This is a genomic window from Microbacterium sp. H1-D42, from assembly GCF_022637555.1.
In the GTDB taxonomy this organism is placed as follows: Bacteria; Actinomycetota; Actinomycetes; order Actinomycetales; family Microbacteriaceae; genus Microbacterium.
This window is the reverse complement of the sequence record NZ_CP093342.1, coordinates 1,899,491-1,921,039: the sequence shown is the minus strand read 5'-3', so window position 1 is coordinate 1,921,039 and position 21,549 is coordinate 1,899,491. Positions and strand designations below refer to the sequence as shown.

The following is a 21,549-nucleotide window of genomic DNA, read 5'->3' as shown; positions in this document are numbered from 1 at the left end:
CCGCTCACCACTGGCTGGGTGTCGGCAGGTGCGGATCCGGCTGGTAGCGGAACCACAGCGTCGACAGCGCAGGCAGCGTGACGGTCGCGATCGCCGGCGAGTCGTCAGCGTCCTTGTGCGCTGAGATCATGCCGAGGTTGCCGGCGGCGCTGCCGCCGTACTCAGCGGCATCCGTGTTCAGCACTTCCTGCCATGCCCCTTCGACAGGGAGTGCCAGTCGGTAACCGGTGCGGGTGACGCCCGCGAAGTTCGTCACGACGGCAAGGCGACCGCCGTGTGCGTCTCTGCGCTCGAACGCGACGACGCTCGGGTCCCAGGTGGGTGCTCCCAGCCGCGAGAACGACGTGCTGTCGCTGTCACGCTCCCACAGCGGCGCCTGCGCGCGGTACACCGTGTTCATGGCGCCGACGAAACGCTGCAGCTGGGCGTGCGAGGGCTGATCGAGCAACCACCAGTCCAGTTCGCGGTCGACGGACCATTCGCCGATCTGACCGAACTCCTGGCCCATGAACAGCAGCTTCTTGCCGGGGTGACCCCACATGTAGCCGAGGTAGGCGCGGACGTTCGCCAGCTTGTGGGCATGGTCGCCCGGCATCCGTGATAGCAGACTGCCTTTGCCGTGCACGACCTCATCATGACTGATCGGCAGCATGTAGTTCTCGCCGAACGCGTACACGAACGAGAAGGTTATCTCGCCCTCGTGGTGTGAGCGGTGCATGGGGTCGCGGTGCATGTACACGAGCGAGTCGTTCATCCACCCCATGTTCCACTTGAAGCCGAATCCGAGCCCGGCGTGGTCGGTGGGCGCGGTGACGCCGGGGAAGGCGGTCGATTCCTCGGCGATCATCACGATGCCCTTGTGCGCCCGGTATGCGGTCGCGTTGACCTCCTGCAGGAAGCGGATCGCCTCGAGGTTCTCGCGGCCGCCATGCACGTTCGGCTCCCACTCGCCGTCGCTGCGCGAGTAGTCGAGGTACAGCATCGAGGCGACGGCGTCGACGCGCAGTCCGTCGACGTGGAACTCGCTCAGCCAGAACAGGGCGTTCGCGACGAGGAAGTTGCGCACCTCGCTGCGGCCGTAGTCGAAGATCAGCGTGCCCCAGTCCTGGTGCTCGCCGCGGCGGGGGTCGGCGTGCTCGTACAGCGCGCGCCCGTCGAAGCGCGCGAGCGCGAACTCGTCCTTGGGAAAGTGGCCAGGCACCCAGTCCATGATCACGCCGATGCCTGCCTGGTGCAGCTGGTCGATCAGGTAGCGCAGGTCGTCTGGTGAGCCGTAGCGGCTCGTCGCCGCATAGTATCCGGTGACCTGGTAGCCCCACGAGCCGCCGAACGGGTGCTCAGCGAGCGGCATGAACTCGACATGGGTGAATCCGGTGGTCTTGACGTGCTCGATGAGCGGTGCAGCGGCGTCGCGGTATCCGAGCCCCCCGCGCCACGAGCCGAGGTGCACCTCGTACACCGACATCGGGTGCGCCACGGCATGCGTGGCCGCCCGGCGCGTGAGCCAGGCGTGGTCGCCCCACTGGTAGGCGCTGAGCGCGACGACGGATGCTGTCGCCGGGGGCTCCTCGGCCTGCTGCGCCATCGGGTCGGCCTTGAGCTGCCACCGACCCTCAGCGGTGAGGATCTCGTACTTGTACCGGCTGCCGACGCTGACGTCGGGGATGAAGAGCTCCCAGACGCCGCTCACGCCCATGGAGCGCATGGCGTGGCCCTCGCCGTTCCAGTCGTTCCAGTCGCCGCACACGCGCACGGCCTGCGCGTTCGGCGCCCAGACGGCGAATTCGACGCCGGTGTCGCCGTCGAACACCCTTGGGTGTGCGCCCAGCACGTCCCACAGTCGCTCGTGTCGCCCTTCGCCGATCAGGTGCAGGTCGAGGTCGCCGATCGCGGGTGGGTGGCGGTAGGGGTCGCCGGCGAGGGCCTCGTTCTGCCCCGCGTAGACGGTCGCGAGCTGGTAGGGCACTGGCGGGCCCGCGTGCGTGCCCTCCCAGATTCCGTGCGCGACGTGCGCGAGCGTCAGTCTGTCGCCGTCCGCGAAGACGGCGCTCACTGATTCGGCGAGGGGGCGTCGCGTGCGGATGACGGTGGTGGTTCGGCCGACGGCATCCGTGGTGGGATGCGCCCCCAGCAGCATGTGGGGATCGTGGTGGCTACCGCGTGCGGCCTTCCGCCACTGCTCGGAAACGGAGACATCCTCGGTATAGCTCATGATCGCTCCTTCACCCTCAGGATGTGCACCGGCTCGGCGAACGCGTCGAGTCGCACATAGTTGTGGTCGTTCCAGGTCCAGATCGCTCCGCTGAGCAGATCCTCGACCTCGTAGTCGTCACCGGGTTCGACACCCCAGATGCGGGTGTCCAGGTGCACTGTCGTCTCCCGGACGGAGTGCGGGTCGACGTTGGCGACGATGATGAGCGTGTCGGATTCGCCGGTGGCGGTGAAGGCGCCGTCCAGGTGCTTGGAGTAGACGAGCACGGCGTCATCGTCGCTCCAGTGCACGGAGAGGTTCCTCAGCTGTCGCAGTGCCGGGTGCGCGTCGCGGATCGCGTTGAGGCGCCGCAGCAGGGGAGCAAGGGACTCGCCGCGCTCCTCGCTGCCGGCCCAGTCGCGGAACTTGTACTCGTACTTCTCGTTGTCGATGTTCTCTTCGGACCCCGGCCGCGCGACGTTCTCGATGAGTTCGTACCCCGCGTACACTCCCCAGATCGGGGCGGCGGTCGCGGCGATGCAGGCCCGGATGCGGTACGCGGCGCGGCCGCCGAACTGCAGATACTCGGTGAGGATGTCGTGCGTGTTCACGAACAGGTTGGGGCGCATGTAATCGCTGGTCTCGTGCGAGACCGAGGTCAGGAACTCCTCGAGTTCGGCCTTGGTGTTGCGCCAGGTGAAGTACGAGTAGCTCTGCTGGAAGCCGATCGCGGCGAGCGCGCGCATCACCGCAGGGCGGGTGAACGCCTCGGCGAGGAAGATGACGTCGGGATCCTCGTCCCGCACCTCGGCGATCAGCCACTCCCAGAAGGCCAGTGGCTTGGTGTGCGGATTGTCGACGCGGAAGATCTTCACCCCCTGAGCGACCCAGTGCATCACCACGCGCCGCATCTCGGCGTAGATGCCGACTGGGTCGTTGTCGAAGTTCAGCGGATAGATGTCCTGGTACTTCTTCGGCGGGTTCTCGGCGTACGCGATCGTTCCGTCCGGCAGGGTCGTGAACCACTCCGGATGCGCGGCGACCCAGGGATGGTCGGGGGAGGCCTGGAGCGCGAGATCGAGCGCTACCTCGAGTCCCTCCTTGCCTGCGGCGCGGACGAAGGCACGGAAGTCCTTCTCTGTGCCGAGTTCGGGATGGATGCCGTCGTGACCGCCGTCTGCGGAGCCGATCGCATACGGAGAGCCGGGATCACCTGGTTCGGTGGTGAGGGTGTTGTTGCGGCCCTTGCGGTTGGTGGTGCCGATCGGGTGGATCGGCACGAGGTAGATGACGTCGAAGCCCATGCCGGCGACACCGGGCAGGCGCTTCATCGCCGTGCGGAAGGTGCCGCTCTTGACGCTGCCGTCCTTGCGGCGCACGGCGCCCTCGGAGCGGGGGAAGAACTCGTACCAGGCGCCCACTCCGGCGAGGGTGCGCTCGACCCGCAGTGTCTGCCATGCGGTCTGCGAGCCGAGTGATGTGTGCGGGCGTGCGGCGAATGCCGCCGCGACGTCCTCGTCTGCCGCGACGGCGTGCAGAACGTCGGGTGCGGGATGCGCGAGTCGCGCGGCCGCAGCCTTCAGCATCCGCTTCTCAGCCGCCGACCGGTCCTTCTCCTTCGCAGCGGTCGTAAGCAGACGCGCACCGAGTGCGCTCATCACCGCGATGTCGACACCGGCGACCGCCTTGACGGCGGCATCGTGCGCCCAGGTCGCGAAGTCGTCGGCGAACGACTCGAACCGGTAGCGCCAGTCGCCCTTCAGCTCGATCGCGATCGACGCGCGCCATCTGTCGGTGCCGTCGGCCAGCGGAGTCAGCCGGTGCAGTGTCTCGTCGCCGGCCGGATCGACCAGGCGCAGATGCACTCCGATGCGGTCATGCCCTTCGCGGAATGCGACGACGTCGAAAGGCACGACCTCGCCGACGAACGCCTTGGCGGGGTGCCCGTGCGGCACATGCGGTGTCGGGTCGAAGAGGGGCATCCGCCCGACGATGGTGCTGCCCACCGCCGGCGACTCGGCGGCAGGGCGTGCCGGAATCAGTGCGGGGCTTCTCAGCCCCGCGGTCTCCCCACCAGTCAGAGCCGCCACACTTTGAATGTACCGCTCCGGCGGGTGGGAGTCACTCCATCAGGATGAGTGTCATTCGACCCGGAAGAGCCGCATCGATGTGCCCGCGATGGGCAGTACCTCACCGGGCAGGTAGCGGCGTTCCTCGGCGGCTGGAGCCTCGTCGGAACTGGACCACAGCGAGACGAACGAGGAAGCGTTCTCGATGCTGTCGGGCAGTCGCACATCGATCGGCGCCTCGGTGCCGTGCACGATCAGCAGGATGCGATTGCTCTCACCGTCGTGCGGGATGCTGGCTGCGACGTACTGCAGGGTGCGGTTGCGGGGGTCGTTCCACTGCTCGACCTCCATCGTCTGGCCGTCCTGGTCGTACCAGTCCATCTCGGACGCCTCAGGTACGTGCTCGCCGAGCCGTGCATAGCGCCCCGGCCGCAGCGCCGGGTTCTCGGCGCGCAGGCGCGTCAGCAGCGACACGTGCGCGCGCAGGTCCCGCTGCCACGGCTGGTGCTCCCACTGCAGCCAGGTCAGGGGGGAGTCCTGACAGTAGGCGTTGTTGTTGCCGCGCTGTGTGCGTCCGAACTCGTCGCCGGCGGTGATCATCGGGATGCCGGCTGACAGCAGCAGCGTTCCCATCAGGTTGCGCATGGCCTTGCGCCTGGCTGTGAGGATCGCGGGCTGCTCGGTCTCGCCCTCGACGCCGTGGTTGAACGAGCGGTTCACGTCCGCACCGTCGCGGTTGTCCTCGCCGTTGGCCTCATTGTGCTTGACGTCGTACGAGACGAGGTCGTGCAGGGTGAACCCGTCGTGGGCGGTGACGAAGTTGATGCTCGCCAGCGGGCCGCGCTCCTCGCTGTAGGTGTTGGCTGACCCGGCGAGACGGTTCGCGAACCCGCCGATCCCGACCGGCGCTGATGCGCGGCGCGCGTAGTCGATGTCGCTCAGCCAGAAGTTGCGCGCGCGATCGCGGTAGCGGTCGTTCCACTCGCTCCATCCGGTGGGGAAGTTGCCGGTCTGCCATCCGCCCATCCCGACGTCCCACGGCTCGGCGATGATCTTCACGTCCTGCAGGGCGGGATCGTCGCGGATCGCGAGCAGCAGCGGATGCTGGGGGTCGAACTCGTGCGTGGCGCCGCGGCCGAGGGCCGCGGCGAGATCGAAGCGGAAGCCGTCGATCTGCATCTCGTTCGCCCAGTAGCGCAGCGAGTCCAGCACGAGTCGCGCGGCGGCGTCTGTGGCCGTGTTGACGGTGTTCCCGACGCCGGTGGTGTCGATGTACGCGCCGTTCGGCTGCTGGCGGTAGTAGTTGGCGTTGTCGATGCCGCGCAGGCTCGATCGCGGACCGCCGAGTCCCTCTTCGCTGGTGTGGTTGTAGACGACGTCGAGGATGACCTCGAGGCCCGCCTCGTGCAGCAGCTTGACCATGCCCTTGAACTCGGTGAGCACGGCTTCCGGCCCGGCGTTGCGAGAGGCCTCGGTGGCGTATGCGGTGTGCGGAGTGAAGAAGTTCAGGGTGTTGTAGCCCCAGTAGTTGGTGAGCCCGCGTTCGAGCAGACGGGGCTCGGGCACGAAGGCGTGCACCGGCAGCAGCTCGACAGCGGTGACCCCGAGATCTTTCAGGTACTCGATCATGGCCGGGTGGGCCAGGCCCGCGTAGGTGCCGTGCAGTGCGGCGGGAACCTCCGGGTGCCGCTTGGTGAGGCCCTTCACATGCCCTTCGTAGATGACGGTCTCATCCAGCGGAATGCGCGGCTTGGCGATCCCGCCCCAGTCGAAGCCGTCGACGATGACGACCGAGCGCCATTCCTCGTAGCCGTCGCCCTGTGCGAGGCCGCGGCTGTATGGGTCAAGCAGCAGCGTCTCGGCGTTGAAGGTGTTGCCAGGGCCGTGCGGGCCGTCGACGCGCAGCGAGTAGCGCGTGCCTGGCTGCAGCAGGTCGGTCGTCACCTCCCACACGCCGCCGGTGCGGCGCTCGAGGGCGACGGTGGCGGTCTCCCAGTCGAGGTCGTCTTCGTCGAAGAGCACCAACTCGATGGACGACGCGTTCTGCGACCAGATGCGCAGGGTTCCGCCGCCGTCGTGCAGACGCACACCGAGGTCGTCGAGAGCGGTGCCTCCGAGGGGCTGGATGGTCGGCGCGGACATGGGGAACAGCCTAAACGTGCAGGACGTCGTCGGGTGAATCCGCGTGCCGCGTCCGCTGATCCCGAGTCTCACCCTGCTCACGGTGGGACAATGGAGGCATGCGCTTCTACCTCGATCACGCGGCGACCACGCCGTTGCGGCGCGAAGCGCGCGAGGCATGGCTGAGCGCATCCGACCTCGTCGGCAACGCGTCATCGACGCACGGCGCCGGCCAGGACGTGCGCCGGCTGCTGGAGGAGTCACGCGAACGCGTCGCGACCGTGCTGGGCTGCGAACCGATCGAAGTCGTCTTCACCTCGGGCGGCACAGAATCCATCAACACGGCGCTGCACGGACTGTGGGCAGCTCGGGCCGAGAAATCGGATGCCATCGTGCTGCCCGACGCCGAACATCACGCCACTATGGACACGGTCGCAGCCCTGGCCGCGAGCGGCGCCGTGGTGCTTCCGGTGCCGGTGGACGAGCTCGGTCGGATCTCTGTGCCGGCCTTCGCTGACGCCCTTCCCGGCGCCGCGCTGGCAACAGCGCTCGTCGCCAACAACGAGGTGGGCACGATCAATGACGCAGGTGCGCTCAGCGCGGCGGCGGCGGATGCCTGGGTACCGCTGCATCTGGACGCTGTCTCGGCCTGGGGACATCTGCCGCTGTCGTTCCGCGTACTGCGCGGCGACGCGCCTGCAGGCTCTGGACTGGTGGCGATGAGCATCGCAGGGCACAAGATCGGTGCACCGGTGGGAACGGGAGCGCTGATCGTCGCCCGCACCGCGCGACTGGCGCCGCTGCTGCACGGGGGAGCCCAGCAGCGCGGTCTGCGCGCCGGCACGCAGGATGTCCCAGGAGCTGCCGCGCTGGCCGCCGCCATGGAGGCAGCGGAGCTCGAACGCGAGCGCGAATCGGAGAGGCTGCGCGTGCTGCGTGAGCGGCTCGTCGTCGGCATCCGATCCGCCGTGCCGTCGGCTGAGCTGCTCGGCGACCCCACCGACCGTCTGCCCGGCAACGCGCACGTGCTTTTCCCTGGGGCTGTGGGGGAGAGCCTGCTGTTCCTGCTCGACATGGCCGGCGTCTCAGCATCCACCGGATCCGCCTGCCAGGCCGGCGTCGCCGAGCCCTCCCACGTCGTGATGGCGATGGGGCGCAGCGAGACCGAGGCGCGCAGTGTGCTGCGGTTCACGCTGGGGGCGACCTCGACCGACGCGGACGTCGATGCCGTGCTCGCGGTGATCGCGGATGCCGTGCACCGGGCCTCTCCAGCTGCGCGCACGTAAACTGGAACCCATGCGAGTTCTGGCGGCGATGAGTGGCGGGGTCGACTCGGCGGTGGCGGCGGCCCGCGCCGTCGAAGCCGGCCACGACGTCGTCGGCGTGCACTTGGCGCTCTCGCGCGCCGGCGGCACGCTGCGCACCGGCAGCCGCGGCTGCTGCACGATCGAGGACGCGATGGATGCCCGTCGCACCGCCGACCTGATCGGCATCCCGTTCTATGTGTGGGACTTCTCGGAGCGCTTTCGCGAGGACGTCATCGAGGACTTCATCTCGGAATACCAGGCCGGCCGCACGCCGAACCCCTGCCTGCGGTGCAACGAGAAGATCAAGTTCGCCGCTCTGCTGGAGCGGGCGATCGAGCTCGGCTTCGACGCGGTGTGCACGGGGCACTACGCCACGCTGGTCGACGGCACCGGCGGGCTCGAGCTGCACCGGGCGTCCGATTCTGCGAAAGACCAGTCCTATGTTCTCGGCGTGCTGAACGCCGAGCAGATCGCGCACACCTACTTCCCACTGGGGGAGACACCCTCGAAGGCGCTCGTGCGCGCCGAGGCCGCCGAACGCGGCATCAGCGTCGCGCAGAAGCCCGACAGCCACGACATCTGCTTCATCCCCGACGGCGACACGCGCGGCTGGCTGGCCGAGAAGGTCGGCACGGCGACCGGCGACGTCGTCGACCGTAACGGTGACGTGGTGGGTTCGCACGAGGGCGCGCACGCGTTCACGGTGGGGCAGCGGCGCGGTCTCAAGCTCGGCATCCCCGCCGCTGACGGCAAGCCGCGCTTCGTGCTCGAGATCCGTCCGGTGTCGAACACCGTGGTCGTCGGCCCAAAGGAAGCGCTTGCCATCGCAGAGATATCGGGGGAGCGGTTCTCCTGGGCGGGGGCTGCGCCCGAGGCATCCGAGTTCGAGTGCGAAGTGCAGATCCGCGCCCACGCCGATCCCGTGCCGGCGCGCGCGTTCGTCTCGGACACCGGCGTGCGCGTCGTGCCTGATGTGCCGCTCGACGGCGTCGCGCCAGGTCAGAGCGCGGTGATCTACGTCGGCACCCGCGTGCTGGGTCAGTTCACGATCGACACGACCGTGTCGGCGGTGCCTGTCGAGGCCTGAGCGCCCGAAGCATCGGAGCCCTTCGGGGCGTCGGCCGCGCGTCGCGCGCTGAGCATCCGCAGCACCCGCTCGGCCTGCGCTTCTGTCGTGCCAGGTGGGTTCCGCAGGAACCCGCCGTTGCCCGGCAGCACCATGATCAGCCAGAAGATCGCCCAGTGCGTGCGTCATTCGCAGAATCGCTCGCGGTCCTCGGCGTCGAGTCCGACCGCGCGCACGAGGGAATCAGCGTCGTACACGCCCCGGCCCGCAAGGTGCTCCACGTGGTCGGCGAGCTCGAACGCGGGGTCGGACAGCCCGCCGTCCTCGAAGTCCACCAGTCGGCAGACCCGACCGTCCCACAGGACGTTCGCTGGGTTGAGATCGGCGATGCCGAGCACCGAGAGCCGGGACTCGGGAACCTGCGCACCAGCGAGAAACTCGCGCACTTCGCGGAGTGCGTGCTCGACGAGCTTCGGCTGCCGCGCAGGACTCAGGTCGGGCGACTCAGCCGACCAGTCGACCAGGTGCGCGCGCAGCGTCGATGGGCCGAGCCGACGCTCACCGATGCCGCTCGCCACGACCGCCGTGAGCGGCATGTCGTAGAGGCGGCGCAGAGCGACCCCAAGGGCGACTGTCTGCTCCGCGGTCAGCAGCGCAGCACCGAAGGGGCGACCCCGAAGACGGTCCATCACGATCTCCGGCGCACCCTCCGCGGTCTCGCGGCGCAGCGGCCGTGGGGCCAGATCAGGTGCGTGCCGCGCGATCAGCGTGAGGCACGTCCACTCCCGGTCGGCCTCACCATCTGACCAGCTGGTGAACCGCTTGCGCACCTCGCTGTCGGAGATGAACAGATCATGCGTGTGCGTCGTCACATTTCCACCGTAGGTCTTCACTCTCGCCCTCAACAGTTGAGGCGACGCGCCCGGCGGATGTCGCACGCCGCTCGTAGACTCGTTCTGTGCCGGAGAACATCACGCTGGAAGCCGCTCGCGCCGAGGCTGAAGAGCTGACCACGCGCATCCTCGAAGCCAAGGACGCGTACTACGGTCGTGACACATCGCTGGTCGATGACGCGACGTACGACGGCTGGATGCACCGACTCGAAGAAATCGAGCGGCTGTACCCCGAGCTGCAGGGGCAGGACTCGCCCACGCAGATGGTGGGGGCTGCCGAGGCCACAGGGCTGGCGACGATCGAGCACGCCGAGCGGATGCTGAGCCTCGACAACGTCTTCTCCCTCGACGAGCTGCGCGAGTGGCAGAGCAAGACGCAGGCGGCGGCCGGGCGCGAGGTCGCCTGGCTGACCGAGCTGAAGATCGACGGGCTGGCGATCAACCTGCGCTATGAGAACGGCATGCTGACCTCTGCTGCGACCCGTGGCGATGGGCGCGTCGGCGAGATCGTCACCGAGAACGCACTGCGATTGGCCGAGATCCCCGAACGCCTCAGCGGTGAAGGACATCCTGCCATCGTCGAAGTGCGCGGCGAGGTGTTCATCCCTGTTGCCGCGTTCGAGCGACTCAACGCCGCACAGGCCGCGTTCCGCGATCGCGCCTACGCCGACGCGCTGGAGCGCTGGGAGGCGCGCGCCGGCGCGAAGCGCCCATTCGATGAGGACAAGGCCCGCACCGCGGCTGCACGCCGGTTCCCGTCCTTCGCGAATCCGCGCAACGCCGCCAGTGGCGGGCTGCGCCAGCAGATCGACAAGAAGAGCGGACTGGAGCTCGAAGCAGGGCTGCTGCGCATCGAATCCCTCGCCCTTTACGTGCACGGCATCGGCGCCTGGCCCGATCCGCCGGTGGCTGCGCAGAGTGAGGTGTACGACCTCGTCGCGAGCTGGGGCCTGCCAACGAGTCCGCACACCAAGGTGTGTCACAGCGTCGACGAGGTTGCCGAATTCGTCGCGCACTTCGGCGAGCACCGCCACGATGTCGAACACGAGCTCGACGGAATCGTCGTCAAGGTGGACGAGCTCGCCCTGCACGACGAGCTGGGCATGACCAGTCGTGCGCCCCGCTGGGCCATCGCCTACAAGTACCCGCCCGAAGAGGTGCAGACCACGCTGCTCGACATCGTCGTCTCGGTCGGACGCACCGGTCGCGCCACCCCGTTTGCGGTGATGGCCCCCGCACATGTGGCGGGCTCAGTCGTGCGTCAGGCCACGCTGCACAACAAGGACGTCGTCAAGGCCAAGGGCGTGCTCATCGGAGACACCGTCGTGCTGCGCAAGGCGGGTGACGTGATCCCCGAGGTGCTGGGCCCTGTGGTCGAGCGACGTGACGGCACCGAGCGCGAGTTCGTCATGCCGATCGGATGCCCGGAATGCGGCACCCCGCTGCGGCCGATGAAAGAGGGCGACATCGATCTGCGCTGCCCGAACGCGCGCTCCTGCCCCGCGCAGGTCCGAGGACGAGTCGATCACATCGGCTCGCGCGGCGCGTTGGATGTCGAGGCGCTCGGCGAGGTGACCGCTGCGGCACTGACCCAGCCCAGCCATCCGGCCGATCCGCCACTGGAGACCGAGGCGGGGCTGTTCACGCTGACCCTGGATCAGATCGTGCCGATCGAAGTGGTCGTGCGGGACTCCGAGACCGGCCTGCCGAAGGAGGATGACGACGGGATCGTGAAGACCCGCGCGCCGTTCCGTCGCAACGCCACCGCTGCCGAGAAGAAGCAGGGGATCGAGGGGCCCCAGCCGTCATCCCAGGCCGTCAAGCTGCTTGCCGAACTCGAGAAGGCCAAGGCCAAGGAGCTCTGGCGCCTGCTGGTGTCGCTGAACATCCGCCACGTCGGCCCCGTCGCCGCGCGCGCCCTGGCGCAGTGGTTCGGATCGCTGGATGCCATCCGCGCGGCGACCCGCGAAGAGCTCGCCGCTGTCGAGGGGGTCGGCGGGATCATCGCCGATTCACTGCTGGCCTGGTTCGAGGTCGACTGGCACATCGACATCATCGACCAGTGGACCGCCGCCGGGGTGCAGTGGGCGACACCGGGGCATCCCGGTCCGGGCGCAGCGGTCGCCGAGGGCGGTGTGCTCGACGGTCTCACGGTCGTCGCGACAGGATCGCTCGACGGCTACTCGCGCGAAGGGGCGCAGGAGGCGATCATCAAAGCCGGCGGCAAGGCGGCATCCAGCGTCTCTAAGAAGACCGACTTCGTCGCCGCAGGCCCCGGAGCGGGATCGAAGCTCGCCAAGGCCGAGGATCTCGGCATCCGCGTCCTCGACGCCGCCCAGTTCCACGTTCTGGTGACCGAGGGGCCGGACGCACTGGATGCCTGATCGACTAATCGTCCTCAACGACATCGCCGCTGCGGGTGAGACTACGCTGACCGCGCCTCTCGCGCCCGTCATCCGCGACAGCGGGATCACCACCGGACAGGAGAGTTGATTTGCGCCGCTACGGACCGCTCATGGCCACGGGCGGCGCGCTGGTCGTCGGCGATCCAGGACGCAGCCATCTCCGGCTGACCCCGGAAGCCGTGATCATCCGCGAGGGCGCGGAGAACGGCGGCATCCTGGCGTGGGGGAGTATCGAGCAGCTTTCGATCGACGTGCCGACGACGCGGTTCCGTCTGCCCGGCTTTCTCGGGACGGTTTTGCTGGGCGCACTGGCAGTCATCACGATGGCTGATCCCGGCGTCGAGCCTGACGACGGCTCCGCGCACATCACCGCCGACGGCGAGACTCGTACCCTGTCGCTCAGTCGGCATCACCTAGGCGGATACTGGGCGCCGACCGTGATCGGCGCGAACCGCTTGATCGCGCACTTGATCGCGAATCCCGATCAGCAGGCGCTTCTCGCGCACCCCGAGAGACTGGTGGAACTGGCCGCCAGACTCGCGCGCGCAACAGCGGTGTGACCGTGAGCGCTCTTGCACCTGTCCCAGGAGCGGCGCGAGATGTCATCACCCATAGGCTCGTTCCATGATCACCGCGCACCACTTAGACCTCGCGCTCTGACGTGCACGGCCTCGTCGTCAGCGCCTGATCTCGAACTCGCGCAGGTGGGGATCTTCGGCATCCGCCATCACCACGTCATCGACGTGCGCGAACGCTGGGCCGGTGCGCAACTGCGAAAGGACGGTATCCACGTCGGCATCCGCACCGCTGAGCAGCGCCTCGACGCTGCCGTCGGCGTGATTGCGCACCCAGCCGGTCACTCCGCGGGCCACGGCGGCATCCCGCACGAACCACCGGAAGCCGACGCCCTGCACGCGGCCGCGGACGATCACTCGAACGGATCTCACGCTTCCAGCATGCCCGCTCACGCCGGATGCGCGTCGGAAATGACAGAGCATCTTTGCGAGACGCGGCGTGTCGCGGTCAGGGCAACCGTGACACGCCGCAGGCGTCTGGGATATCCGACGGCAGGCGCCGAGTCGGTCAGTTCTTGTGGCGGGGCTTGCGGTACGCCGCGTCGCCGCCGCGGTCGTCCCGTCCACCACGGTCATCGCGCTGGTAGCCACCGCGGTCGCGCTGGTAGCCGCCCTCACGGGGGCCCTGCGAGTAGCCGCCGCGGCGGTCGTCGTCACGCGGACCACGACGGTTCGGCATCCCGCGGTCGGGCTTGATCTCGATCAGCTGGCCCGAGATGCGCGTGTCACGCAGCTTCTCGAGCACCGAGGGGTCGAGGTTGACCGGCAGCTCGACGATCGAGAAGTCCGGCTTGATGGCGATGGCGCCGAAGTCATCACGGCCGAGGCCACCCTCGTTCGCGAGTGCCCCGACGATCTGACGCGGCTCGACGCGGTGACGACGACCCACCTCGATGCGGTAGGCCGCGTAGTCGCCGCGGCTGCGGCGCTCGCGAGGCGCGCGATCCTGGCGGTCGCCACGGTCGTCGCGGTCACGCTGCGGACGGTTGTCGCGCTCGACAGCCTTCGACAGCGAGTCATTGGCCGGGTCCAGCAGCAGCGGGGTCGCGCCCTGCGCGACCACGGCGAGGGCTGCGGCCACGTCAGCCTCTGGCACATCGTTGTTGCGCACGTAGTGCGCGATGATGTCGCGGAAGCCCTCGATGCGGCTGGTCTCCTGCAGTGCGGCCGTGATGGCATCGTCGAAGCGCGCCAGACGCGTCGTGTTGACGTCCTCGGTCGTGGGCAGCTGCATCTGCGTTGGCTGCTGGCGGGTGGCCTTCTCGATGTGCTTGAGCAGGTAACGCTCGCGCGGCGTGATGAAGCTGATCGCGTCGCCGGTGCGGCCGGCGCGGCCGGTGCGGCCGATGCGGTGCACGTACGACTCGGTGTCGGTGGGGATGTCGAAGTTCACCACGTGGCTGATGCGCTCGACGTCAAGACCGCGGGCGGCGACGTCGGTGGCGACGAGGATGTCGAGCTTGCCGTCCTTGAGCTGGTTCACTGAGCGCTCGCGCTGCACCTGCGGCACGTCGCCGTTGATCGCGGCGGCGGAGTATCCGCGGGCACGCAGCTTCTCAGCCAGCGTCTCGGTCTCGTTCTTGGTGCGGACGAAGACGATCATCCCGTCGAAGTTCTCGACCTCGAGGATGCGCGTCAGGGCATCCACCTTCTGTGCGTACGAGACGACCAGGTACCGCTGCGTGATGTTCTGGTTGGTCGTGGTCTTGCCCTTGATCGCGACCTCTTCGGGCATGTTCAGGTACTGCTGCGCGAGGCGGCGGATCGTCGCGGGCATCGTCGCCGAGAACAGCGCGACCTGCTTGTCCTCCGGCGTCTGCGCGAGGATCTGCTCGACGTCTTCGGCGAAGCCCATCTTCAGCATCTCGTCGGCCTCGTCCAGAACGAGGTACTTCAGCTCCGAGAGATCGAGGGTGCCCTTTGCCTGGTGGTCCATGATGCGACCGGGGGTGCCGACGACGATGTGCACGCCGCGGCGCAGCGCCGACAGCTGCACGCCATACGCCTGCCCGCCGTAGACGGGGAGCACGCGGACATCCTTCATGCGTGCCGAGTACGACTCGAAAGCTTCGCAGACCTGCAGGGCGAGCTCGCGCGTGGGGGCGAGCACGAGCACTTGCGGCGTCTTCTGGCTGAGGTCGAGCTTCTCGAGCACCGGCAGCGCGAAAGCCGCCGTCTTGCCCGTGCCGGTCTGCGCGGTGCCGAGCACGTCGCGACCCTGCAGCAGCAGGGGGATCGTCGCGGCCTGGATGGGCGAGGGCGTCTCGTATCCCAGGTCGCGGACGGCCTTCAGTACGGGGCCCGTGATGCCGAGGTCGTCGAAGCCGGGCTTCACGCTCTCTTCGGCAGCGGGCTGAGTGGTCTCAGCGGAGGCGTCGAGGGCAGGCTCGGCAGCGGCATTATCGTCAGCAGTCACCTGCCAACGATAGTCCCTGCGGATGGGAGAGTGCTGGTCGTTCAGCTGCCGGTGGTCAATCCGACCAGCTTCTCCTTCACTTCGCGGCGCAGCACTTTGCCGATGAGCGACTTCGGCAGCTCATCGACGACGAACAGGCGCCGCGGTACCTTGTACGGCGTGAGGATGCCGCGGGCGAACTCCCTGATGGCATCGATGTCGGGGTCGACCCCGCGCTCGACGACGATCGCCGCGACGACCTCCTCACCGGAATGGTCGCTGGGCAGGCCGACCACGGCGGCGTCGACGACGTCGGGATGCTGGCGCAGCGCGCCCTCCACCTCGGTCGGGGCGACATTGAAGCCGCCAGTGATGATCAGCTCCTTGATGCGGTCGACGATGCGCACGAACCCGGCGTCGTCGATCGTGACGATGTCCCCGGTGCGGAACCAGCCATCGACGAAGACCGCGTCGGTGGCCTCGGGCTTGCCGTAGTAGCCAGAGAAGACCTGCGGTCCTCGGACGACCAGCTCACCGGGAGAGCCGGCCGGCACATCGACGGTGGGGTTCGCAGGATCGACGACGCGGCACTCGGTTCCTGGCAGTGGCAGACCGACGGTGCCGGCGACGCGACTGTCTGCAACGGGGTTCGCCATCAGGACCGGCGAGCACTCGCTGAGGCCGTAGCCCTCGACGAGGTAGCCGCCGGTGGCCTTCTCGAACGGCACGACGAGCTCGTGCGGCAGCGCCATGGCTCCCGAGATCGCGACCTCAGTGCCGGCCAGCGAGACGCCCTTCTCCTTCGCGGCAGACAGCAGCCGGTCGGCGATGGGCGGCACGAGCGGCAGGAAAGTCGCCGGGTGCTTCTTGGCGACCTCCAGTACGAGATCGGGATCGAACTTCGGGAACAGCACGAGTCGTGCGCCCATCGACATCGCGAACGTCAGGCACAGCGTGAGCCCGTAGGCGTGGAACATCGGCAGCACGGCGTAGACGACGCAGCCGTCGCCCCGCGTGATGGATGGCACCCAGGCCTTCGCCTGGGCGGCATTGGCCATCAGGTTGCGGTGGGTCAGCGATGCGCCCTTGGGCGTGCCGGTCGTCCCTGACGTGTACTGGATGATCGCGAGATCATCGGTCTGCGGGCGCGGGTGCGTCCGGGGCAGGGGAGCGGATGCCACGAGCTGGTCCCACGCGATGGCACCGCGCACCTTGGCCGTGAGCGCTTCGCGGGATTCGCGGGCCTTGGCGATCGGCAGTTTCAGGGCGAGCTGAGTGAACATCGGCATCGCCTTGGTGACGTCGACGGAGATGATGCTGGTGACCTTGAGGTCCTCGGGGAACTGCTGCACGGTCGCGGCGACCTTGCTCCACACGATGGCGTGCTTGGCGCCGTGATCCTCGAACTGCTTGCGCAGCTCGCGCGGCGTGTACAGCGGGTTGTGCTCGACGACCACCGCCCCCAGACGCAGCACGGCGTAGAACGCGATGATGTGCTGCGGGCAGTTGGGCAGCACGATCGCGACGGGGTCACCGGGGCCGACACCGAGATCTCGCAGTCCTGCAGCAGCGCGCTCGATGGCATCCTGCATGTCGCGATAGCTGGTCTCGCGGCCGAAGAACTGCAGCGCCGGGGCATCCGGGTAATCGCGCACCGACGCCTCGACGATGTCGATGAGAGAGCCGGAGACCGGGGGCAGATCCTCCGGCACGCCTTCGGCATAGCTGGCGGTCCACGGGCGAGGAGGTACGAACGTCGTCACGCCACCAGACTATGCCTCAGGTTGCGTGCATCCGCATCGTCGAAAGCGTCAGCGCGCGCGACGCGCTCTCGTAGACTGGAGCGGTGTCTGAAATCACCCCTGATCTCGTGCGCCATCTCGGCGTGCTCGCGCGCATCCAACTCACCGACGACGAGGTGACGCAGCTGACTGGTCAGCTCGACGCCATCGTCGACAACATCGCCAAGGTGTCGGAGGTGGCCACGCCCGACGTCGCAGCGACGAGCCACCCGATCCCGCTGAGCAATGTCTTCCGCGCCGATGAGGTCGGGCAGACGCTCACGCTCGAGCAGACGCTGCAGAATGCGCCTGATGCTGCCGACGGGCGCTTCCGCGTCACCGCGATCCTGGGAGAAGAGCAGTGAGCGACATCATCCGCCTGAGCGCCGCAGAACTCGGCGAGAAGCTGACCGCCGGCGAGATCTCGAGTGTCGAGGCCACCCAGGCGCACCTCGATCGCATCGCCGCCGTCGACGGCGAGGTACACGCCTTCCTGCACGTGAACGAGCACGCCCTCGCCGCGGCAGCCGCGGTCGACGCACGGCGTGCCGCCGGTGAGCAGCTCGGCCCGATCGCCGGCGTGCCCCTCGCCGTCAAGGACGTGCTGGTCACCACCGACCAGCCCTCCACCAGCGGATCGAAGATCCTCGAGGGCTACATGTCGCCCTTCGATGCGACCGTCGTCGCCCGTTCGCGGGCAGCCGGGCTGATCCCGATCGGCAAGACCAACATGGACGAGTTCGCGATGGGCTCGTCCACCGAGCACTCCGCGTACGGTCCTACCCGCAACCCGTGGGACCTCGACCGCATCCCCGGTGGCTCCGGCGGCGGCTCGGCTGCGGCAGTGGCGGCCTTCGAGGCGCCGCTCGCACTCGGCTCCGACACCGGCGGATCCATCCGTCAGCCCGCGCACGTCACCGGCACGGTCGGCATCAAGCCCACCTACGGCGGCGTCAGCCGCTACGGCGCGATCGCCCTGGCATCCAGCCTCGACCAGGTCGGACCCGTCACCCGCACCGTGCTCGACGCGGGCCTGTTGCACGACGTGATCGGCGGTCACGACCCCAAGGACTCCACCTCGCTTGCCGAGGAGTGGCCTTCCTTCGCGGCAGCCGCGCGGGAAGGGGCCGACGGCCAGGTGCTGAAGGGCCTGAAGGTCGGCGTCATCAAGGAGCTGCCGGACTCCGGCTTCCAGACCGGCGTCGCCTCGTCGTTCCGCGAGTCGCTCGCGCTGATGGAGGCGCAGGGCGCGGAGATCGTCGAGATCTCGGCACCGCACTTCGAGTACGGCGTGGCCGCGTACTACCTGATCCTCCCCGCAGAGGCATCCAGCAACCTCGCCAAGTTCGACTCCGTGCGCTTCGGCCTTCGCGTCACGCCTGACGGCAACCCCACCGTCGAGGACGTCATGTCGGCCACCCGCGAGGCCGGGTTCGGCCCCGAGGTGAAGCGCCGCATCATCCTCGGCACCTATGCGCTGTCCGCCGGCTACTACGACGCCTACTACGGCAGCGCGCAGAAGGTCCGCACGCTCATCCAGCAGGACTTCGACGCCGCGTTCGCGCAGGTCGACGTCATCGCGACACCGTCCGCGCCTACCACCGCGTTCAAGATCGGCGAGAAGATCGACGATCCGCTGCAGATGTACCTCAACGACCTGACGACGATCCCGGCGAACCTCGCCGGTGTGCCAGGCATCTCGATCCCCTCGGGCCTTGCCGCCGAGGACGGTCTGCCCGTCGGCATCCAGTTCCTCGCTCCGGCGCGGCAGGATGCCCGGCTATACAAGGTCGGCGCGGCCCTCGAAGCCGCGCTGCTGGATGCATGGGGCGCACCCCTGCTCGAGAAGGCACCCGCCCTGGGAGGAACCCGCTGATGGCCGCCGTCAAGCTCATGGATTACGACAAGGCCCTCGAGCTGTTCGAGCCGGTGCTCGGCTTCGAGGTGCACGTCGAGCTGAACACCCGCACGAAGATGTTCTCGGACGCGCCGAACCCGGCGAACGAGGAGTTCCACGCGGCTGAGCCGAACACGCTCATCGCTCCGGTCGACCTGGGTCTTCCCGGATCGCTGCCGGTCGTCAACGAGACCGCTGTGCGCTCGTCGATCAGCCTCGGCCTTGCGCTGGGCTGCTCGATCGCCGAGTCGAGCCGCTTCGCGCGCAAGAACTACTTCTACCCCGACCTCGGCAAGAACTACCAGATCTCGCAGTACGACGAGCCGATCGCGTACGAGGGATCGGTCGAGGTCGAGCTTGAGGACGGCACGCTCGTGACGATCCCTGTCGAGCGGGCGCACATGGAGGAGGACGCCGGAAAGCTCACCCACATGGGTGGCGCGACCGGTCGCATCCAGGGCGCCGAGTACTCGCTCGTCGACTACAACCGTGCCGGCGTCCCGCTGGTAGAGATCGTCACCAAGGTGATCTTCGGTGCCGAGCACCGCGCCCCCGAGATCGCGAAGGCGTACGTCGCCGCGATCCGCGACATCGTGCGTGGCCTCGGCATCTCCGAGGCGCGCCTGGAGCGCGGCAACCTGCGCTGCGACGCGAACGTCTCGCTGCGTCCGCGCGTGGCCGAGGGCGAGCCCGCCGCACCGCTCGGCACCCGCACCGAGACGAAGAACGTCAACTCGATGCGCTCCGTCGAGCGTGCTGTGAAGTACGAGATCCAGCGTCAGGCGGCGATCCTCGCCGACGGCGGCACCATCACGCAGGAGACGCGGCACTGGCACGAGGACACCGGAACGACCTCGCCGGGTCGTCCGAAGTCGGATGCTGACGACTACCGCTACTTCCCCGAGCCCGACCTGCTGCCGGTGCGGCCGGCCCGCGAGCTCGTGGAGCAGCTGCGTGCCGCGCTGCCAGAGCAGCCGATCGCGCGCCGCCGCCGGCTGAAGGCCGACTGGGGTTTCACCGACCTGGAGTTCCAGGACGTGCACAACGGCGGACTGCTCGACGAGGTCGAAGCCACGATCGCCGCCGGTGCGGCGCCTGCCGCCGCCCGCAAGTGGTGGACCGGTGAGATCAGCCGCATCGCCAACGCGCAGGAGCGCGAGGCGGCGACGCTCGTCACTCCGGCCGACGTCGCTGCGCTGCAGTCGCTGGTGGATGCCGGGACGCTGACCGACAAGCTCGCACGCCAGGTCATCGAGGGCGTCATCGCCGGCGAGGGCACCCCGCAGCAGGTCGTGGATGCCAGAGGGCTCGCCGTCGTGTCCGACGACGGCGCCCTGATCGCCGCGATCGACGAGGCACTCGCCTCTCAGCCGGACGTGATGGCGAAGATCAAGGACGGCAAGGTGCAGGCCGCCGGTGCCGTGATCGGCGCCGTGATGAAGGCGATGAAGGGGCAGGCAGACGCTGCCCGGGTGCGCGAACTGATCCTGGAGCGGGCTGCTCAGTAGTCATTCCTGCCGGGGCCGCCGATGTCGGCGGTCTCGGCGAGAATGGAACCATGGGTCGTGGTGATGGATCGGGACGCCTCGTCTCGCGGCCGGGCGCCGACGACAGCGGCACCGGCATTCTGCACGTCGACATGGATGCCTTCTATGCCGCCGTCGAGGTGCTGCACGACCCCTCGCTGCGCGGACTGCCGCTGATCATCGGCGCGCCGGACGGTCGTTCCGTCGTCTCCAGCGCGTCCTACGAGGCCCGCCGCTTCGGGGTGCGCAGCGCCATGCCGGTCTCGCAGGCGCTGCGTCTGTGCCCGACCGCACGCGTCGTGCCGCCGGACTTCACGCGGTACCGGGCGGTCTCCGAGCAGGTGATGGGCATCTTCGAGAGCATCACGCCGATGGTCGAGCCGCTGTCGATCGACGAGGCGTTCCTCGACGTGCGCGGCGTGCGCCGGCTGTGGGGGAGTCCAGGTGAGATCGCGGTGCTCATCCGGCAGCGCGTGCAGGACGAGGTGGGGATCACCTGCAGCGTGGGAGTCGCCGCCACCAAGCACGTCGCGAAGATGGCATCCACCATCTCCAAGCCGGACGGGATGCTGATCGTGCCGGCCGCACGCACGCAGGAGTTCCTCGACCCGCGCCCAGTCGGTGCGATGTGGGGCGTCGGGCCGAAGGCCGCCGAAGCGCTGCAGCGTCGTGGCATCCGGCTGATCCGCGACGTGCGGGAGTCGCCGCCGGAAGCACTCGAACGCGCCCTCGGACCGGCGCTCGGCCAGCGCATTCAGGAACTGGCCGTTGGGCGGGACGGCAGGGCGATCGAGACCGAGCGCATCGAGAAGAGCATCGGCCACGAGGAGACCTTCGACCGCGACATCGAGGACCGCGATCTGCTGCGTTCGGAGCTGCTGCGACTGGCAGATCGGGTGGGTGCGCGGCTGCGTACCTCGAGTTGGCAGGCCGGCGCCGTGGCGATCAAGATCCGGTTCGCCGACTTCAGCACGCTGAGCCGGTCGGTCTCCCTTTCCGAGGCGACCGATGTCGGGCAGCGCATCGGCGAGACCGCGGTTGCGCTGTTCGAACAGATCGACCGTCACGAGCCGGTGCGCCTGGTCGGCGTGCGGGCCGAGCGCCTTCGTGAGTCAGGGCTCGGCGCGCTCGCGCTCTGGGATGACGATGAGGAGCAGCGCAGGCTGGAGGGCACTCTCGATGACGCGCGCGCGAGATTCGGCGTCGGCATGATCACGCGCGCACGTCATGTCGGACGTGGCGCCCCCGGCCCAGCGCCCCGTTCCGGCGGCGAGCACTGAGAATTCGACCCGAGGTGCGGGTGCAAGTGGGTGTCATTCGACT

Annotated in this window: 16 protein-coding genes; 8 read left to right on the top strand and 8 right to left on the bottom strand. The window is 68.5% G+C overall.

The annotated features are described in order from the left end of the window. Positions 1–4: 4 nt before the first annotated feature. The 3 genes from glgB to glgX all read right to left on the bottom strand — a co-directional run bounded on the left by glgB (position 5) and on the right by glgX (position 6,402). Positions 5–2,212: a 1,4-alpha-glucan branching protein GlgB gene (glgB, locus tag MNR00_RS09145; protein ID WP_241925626.1), complete on the bottom strand. Its 2,208-nt coding sequence runs from the start codon at positions 2,210–2,212 to the stop codon at positions 5–7. Next, positions 2,209–4,173 (bottom strand): alpha-1,4-glucan--maltose-1-phosphate maltosyltransferase, encoded by a 1,965-nt coding sequence (locus MNR00_RS09140; RefSeq protein WP_241928809.1) that lies wholly within the window; start codon positions 4,171–4,173, stop codon positions 2,209–2,211. The genes glgB and MNR00_RS09140 overlap by 4 nt, the downstream gene beginning before the upstream one ends. A gap of 159 nt (positions 4,174–4,332) precedes the next feature. Then, on the bottom strand, positions 4,333–6,402 hold the full coding sequence (gene glgX, locus MNR00_RS09135; RefSeq protein ID WP_241925625.1) for a glycogen debranching protein GlgX: 2,070 nt from the start codon (positions 6,400–6,402) through the stop codon (positions 4,333–4,335). A gap of 98 nt (positions 6,403–6,500) precedes the next feature. On the opposite strand from glgX, the gene MNR00_RS09130 reads away from it, so the two are divergent. Continuing rightward, positions 6,501–7,667, top strand: a complete 1,167-nt coding sequence (locus MNR00_RS09130; RefSeq protein WP_241925624.1) for a cysteine desulfurase family protein — start codon at positions 6,501–6,503, stop codon at positions 7,665–7,667. A 28-nt stretch (positions 7,668–7,695) separates the two neighbouring features. Beyond that, the gene (mnmA, locus tag MNR00_RS09125) at positions 7,696–8,775 is read left to right on the top strand and encodes a tRNA 2-thiouridine(34) synthase MnmA (RefSeq protein ID WP_241928808.1); all 1,080 of its coding nucleotides are present in this window, start codon (positions 7,696–7,698) and stop codon (positions 8,773–8,775) included. Here mnmA and MNR00_RS09120 read toward each other — a convergent pair. Together MNR00_RS09120 and MNR00_RS09115 are read right to left on the bottom strand one after the other, a co-directional pair. Beyond that, positions 8,727–8,909, bottom strand: a complete 183-nt coding sequence (locus tag MNR00_RS09120; protein ID WP_241925623.1) for a hypothetical protein — start codon at positions 8,907–8,909, stop codon at positions 8,727–8,729. The genes mnmA and MNR00_RS09120 overlap by 49 nt on opposite strands. Before the next feature lie 30 nt (positions 8,910–8,939). Further along, a complete protein-coding gene (locus MNR00_RS09115; protein WP_241925622.1) occupies positions 8,940–9,626 on the bottom strand; it encodes an aminoglycoside phosphotransferase family protein in 687 nt (228 codons plus the stop codon). An 86-nt stretch (positions 9,627–9,712) separates the two neighbouring features. Here MNR00_RS09115 and ligA point away from each other — a divergent pair, with 86 nt between their 5' ends. Continuing rightward, the gene (gene ligA, locus MNR00_RS09110) at positions 9,713–12,031 is read left to right on the top strand and encodes an NAD-dependent DNA ligase LigA (RefSeq protein ID WP_241925621.1); all 2,319 of its coding nucleotides are present in this window, start codon (positions 9,713–9,715) and stop codon (positions 12,029–12,031) included. Between the two features lie 131 nt (positions 12,032–12,162). Continuing rightward, positions 12,163–12,612 carry a hypothetical protein gene (locus tag MNR00_RS09105; RefSeq protein WP_241925620.1) on the top strand — a complete coding sequence of 150 codons (450 nt, stop codon included), beginning with the start codon at positions 12,163–12,165 and terminating at the stop codon, positions 12,610–12,612. A gap of 117 nt (positions 12,613–12,729) precedes the next feature. Here MNR00_RS09105 and MNR00_RS09100 read toward each other — a convergent pair whose 3' ends face one another. The 3 genes from MNR00_RS09100 to MNR00_RS09090 all read right to left on the bottom strand — a co-directional run bounded on the left by MNR00_RS09100 (position 12,730) and on the right by MNR00_RS09090 (position 16,785). Then, the gene (locus MNR00_RS09100) at positions 12,730–12,999 is read right to left on the bottom strand and encodes an acylphosphatase (RefSeq protein ID WP_241925619.1); all 270 of its coding nucleotides are present in this window, start codon (positions 12,997–12,999) and stop codon (positions 12,730–12,732) included. Between the two features lie 136 nt (positions 13,000–13,135). Then, positions 13,136–14,962 (bottom strand): DEAD/DEAH box helicase, encoded by a 1,827-nt coding sequence (locus MNR00_RS09095; RefSeq protein WP_241928807.1) that lies wholly within the window; start codon positions 14,960–14,962, stop codon positions 13,136–13,138. Positions 14,963–15,084: 122 nt separating this feature from the next. Next, positions 15,085–16,785: a long-chain-fatty-acid--CoA ligase gene (locus tag MNR00_RS09090; RefSeq protein ID WP_241925618.1), complete on the bottom strand. Its 1,701-nt coding sequence runs from the start codon at positions 16,783–16,785 to the stop codon at positions 15,085–15,087. An 83-nt stretch (positions 16,786–16,868) separates the two neighbouring features. Here MNR00_RS09090 and gatC point away from each other — a divergent pair, with 83 nt between their 5' ends. From gatC to dinB, 4 genes are read left to right on the top strand one after another with little or no spacing between them, the layout of a single operon-like run. Next, entirely contained in the window at positions 16,869–17,168 is a 300-nt protein-coding gene (gatC, locus tag MNR00_RS09085; RefSeq protein WP_241925617.1) for an Asp-tRNA(Asn)/Glu-tRNA(Gln) amidotransferase subunit GatC, read from the top strand. Beyond that, positions 17,165–18,679 carry an Asp-tRNA(Asn)/Glu-tRNA(Gln) amidotransferase subunit GatA gene (gatA, locus tag MNR00_RS09080; RefSeq protein WP_241925616.1) on the top strand — a complete coding sequence of 505 codons (1,515 nt, stop codon included), beginning with the start codon at positions 17,165–17,167 and terminating at the stop codon, positions 18,677–18,679. The genes gatC and gatA overlap by 4 nt, the downstream gene beginning before the upstream one ends. After that, positions 18,679–20,208 (top strand): Asp-tRNA(Asn)/Glu-tRNA(Gln) amidotransferase subunit GatB, encoded by a 1,530-nt coding sequence (gene gatB, locus MNR00_RS09075; protein ID WP_241925615.1) that lies wholly within the window; start codon positions 18,679–18,681, stop codon positions 20,206–20,208. Before gatA ends, gatB begins: the two co-directional genes overlap by 1 nt. A 50-nt stretch (positions 20,209–20,258) precedes the next feature. Next, positions 20,259–21,506, top strand: a complete 1,248-nt coding sequence (dinB, locus tag MNR00_RS09070) for a DNA polymerase IV (RefSeq protein ID WP_241925614.1) — start codon at positions 20,259–20,261, stop codon at positions 21,504–21,506. Positions 21,507–21,549 lie beyond the last annotated feature (43 nt).

What these genes read in the sequence shown, in the direction of transcription:
- MNR00_RS09130 (WP_241925624.1), top strand. Translation starts at nt 6,501, where the DNA reads ATGCGCTTCTACCTCGATCACGCGGCGACCACGCCGTTGCGGCGCGAA.
- glgX (WP_241925625.1), bottom strand. Translation starts at nt 6,402, where the DNA reads ATGTCCGCGCCGACCATCCAGCCCCTCGGAGGCACCGCTCTCGACGAC.
- MNR00_RS09140 (WP_241928809.1), bottom strand. Translation starts at nt 4,173, where the DNA reads ATGCCCCTCTTCGACCCGACACCGCATGTGCCGCACGGGCACCCCGCC.
- MNR00_RS09120 (WP_241925623.1), bottom strand. Translation starts at nt 8,909, where the DNA reads ATGGTGCTGCCGGGCAACGGCGGGTTCCTGCGGAACCCACCTGGCACG.
- glgB (WP_241925626.1), bottom strand. Translation starts at nt 2,212, where the DNA reads ATGAGCTATACCGAGGATGTCTCCGTTTCCGAGCAGTGGCGGAAGGCC.
- MNR00_RS09105 (WP_241925620.1), top strand. Translation starts at nt 12,163, where the DNA reads ATGGCCACGGGCGGCGCGCTGGTCGTCGGCGATCCAGGACGCAGCCAT.
- gatB (WP_241925615.1), top strand. Translation starts at nt 18,679, where the DNA reads ATGGCCGCCGTCAAGCTCATGGATTACGACAAGGCCCTCGAGCTGTTC.
- dinB (WP_241925614.1), top strand. Translation starts at nt 20,259, where the DNA reads ATGGGTCGTGGTGATGGATCGGGACGCCTCGTCTCGCGGCCGGGCGCC.
- mnmA (WP_241928808.1), top strand. Translation starts at nt 7,696, where the DNA reads ATGAGTGGCGGGGTCGACTCGGCGGTGGCGGCGGCCCGCGCCGTCGAA.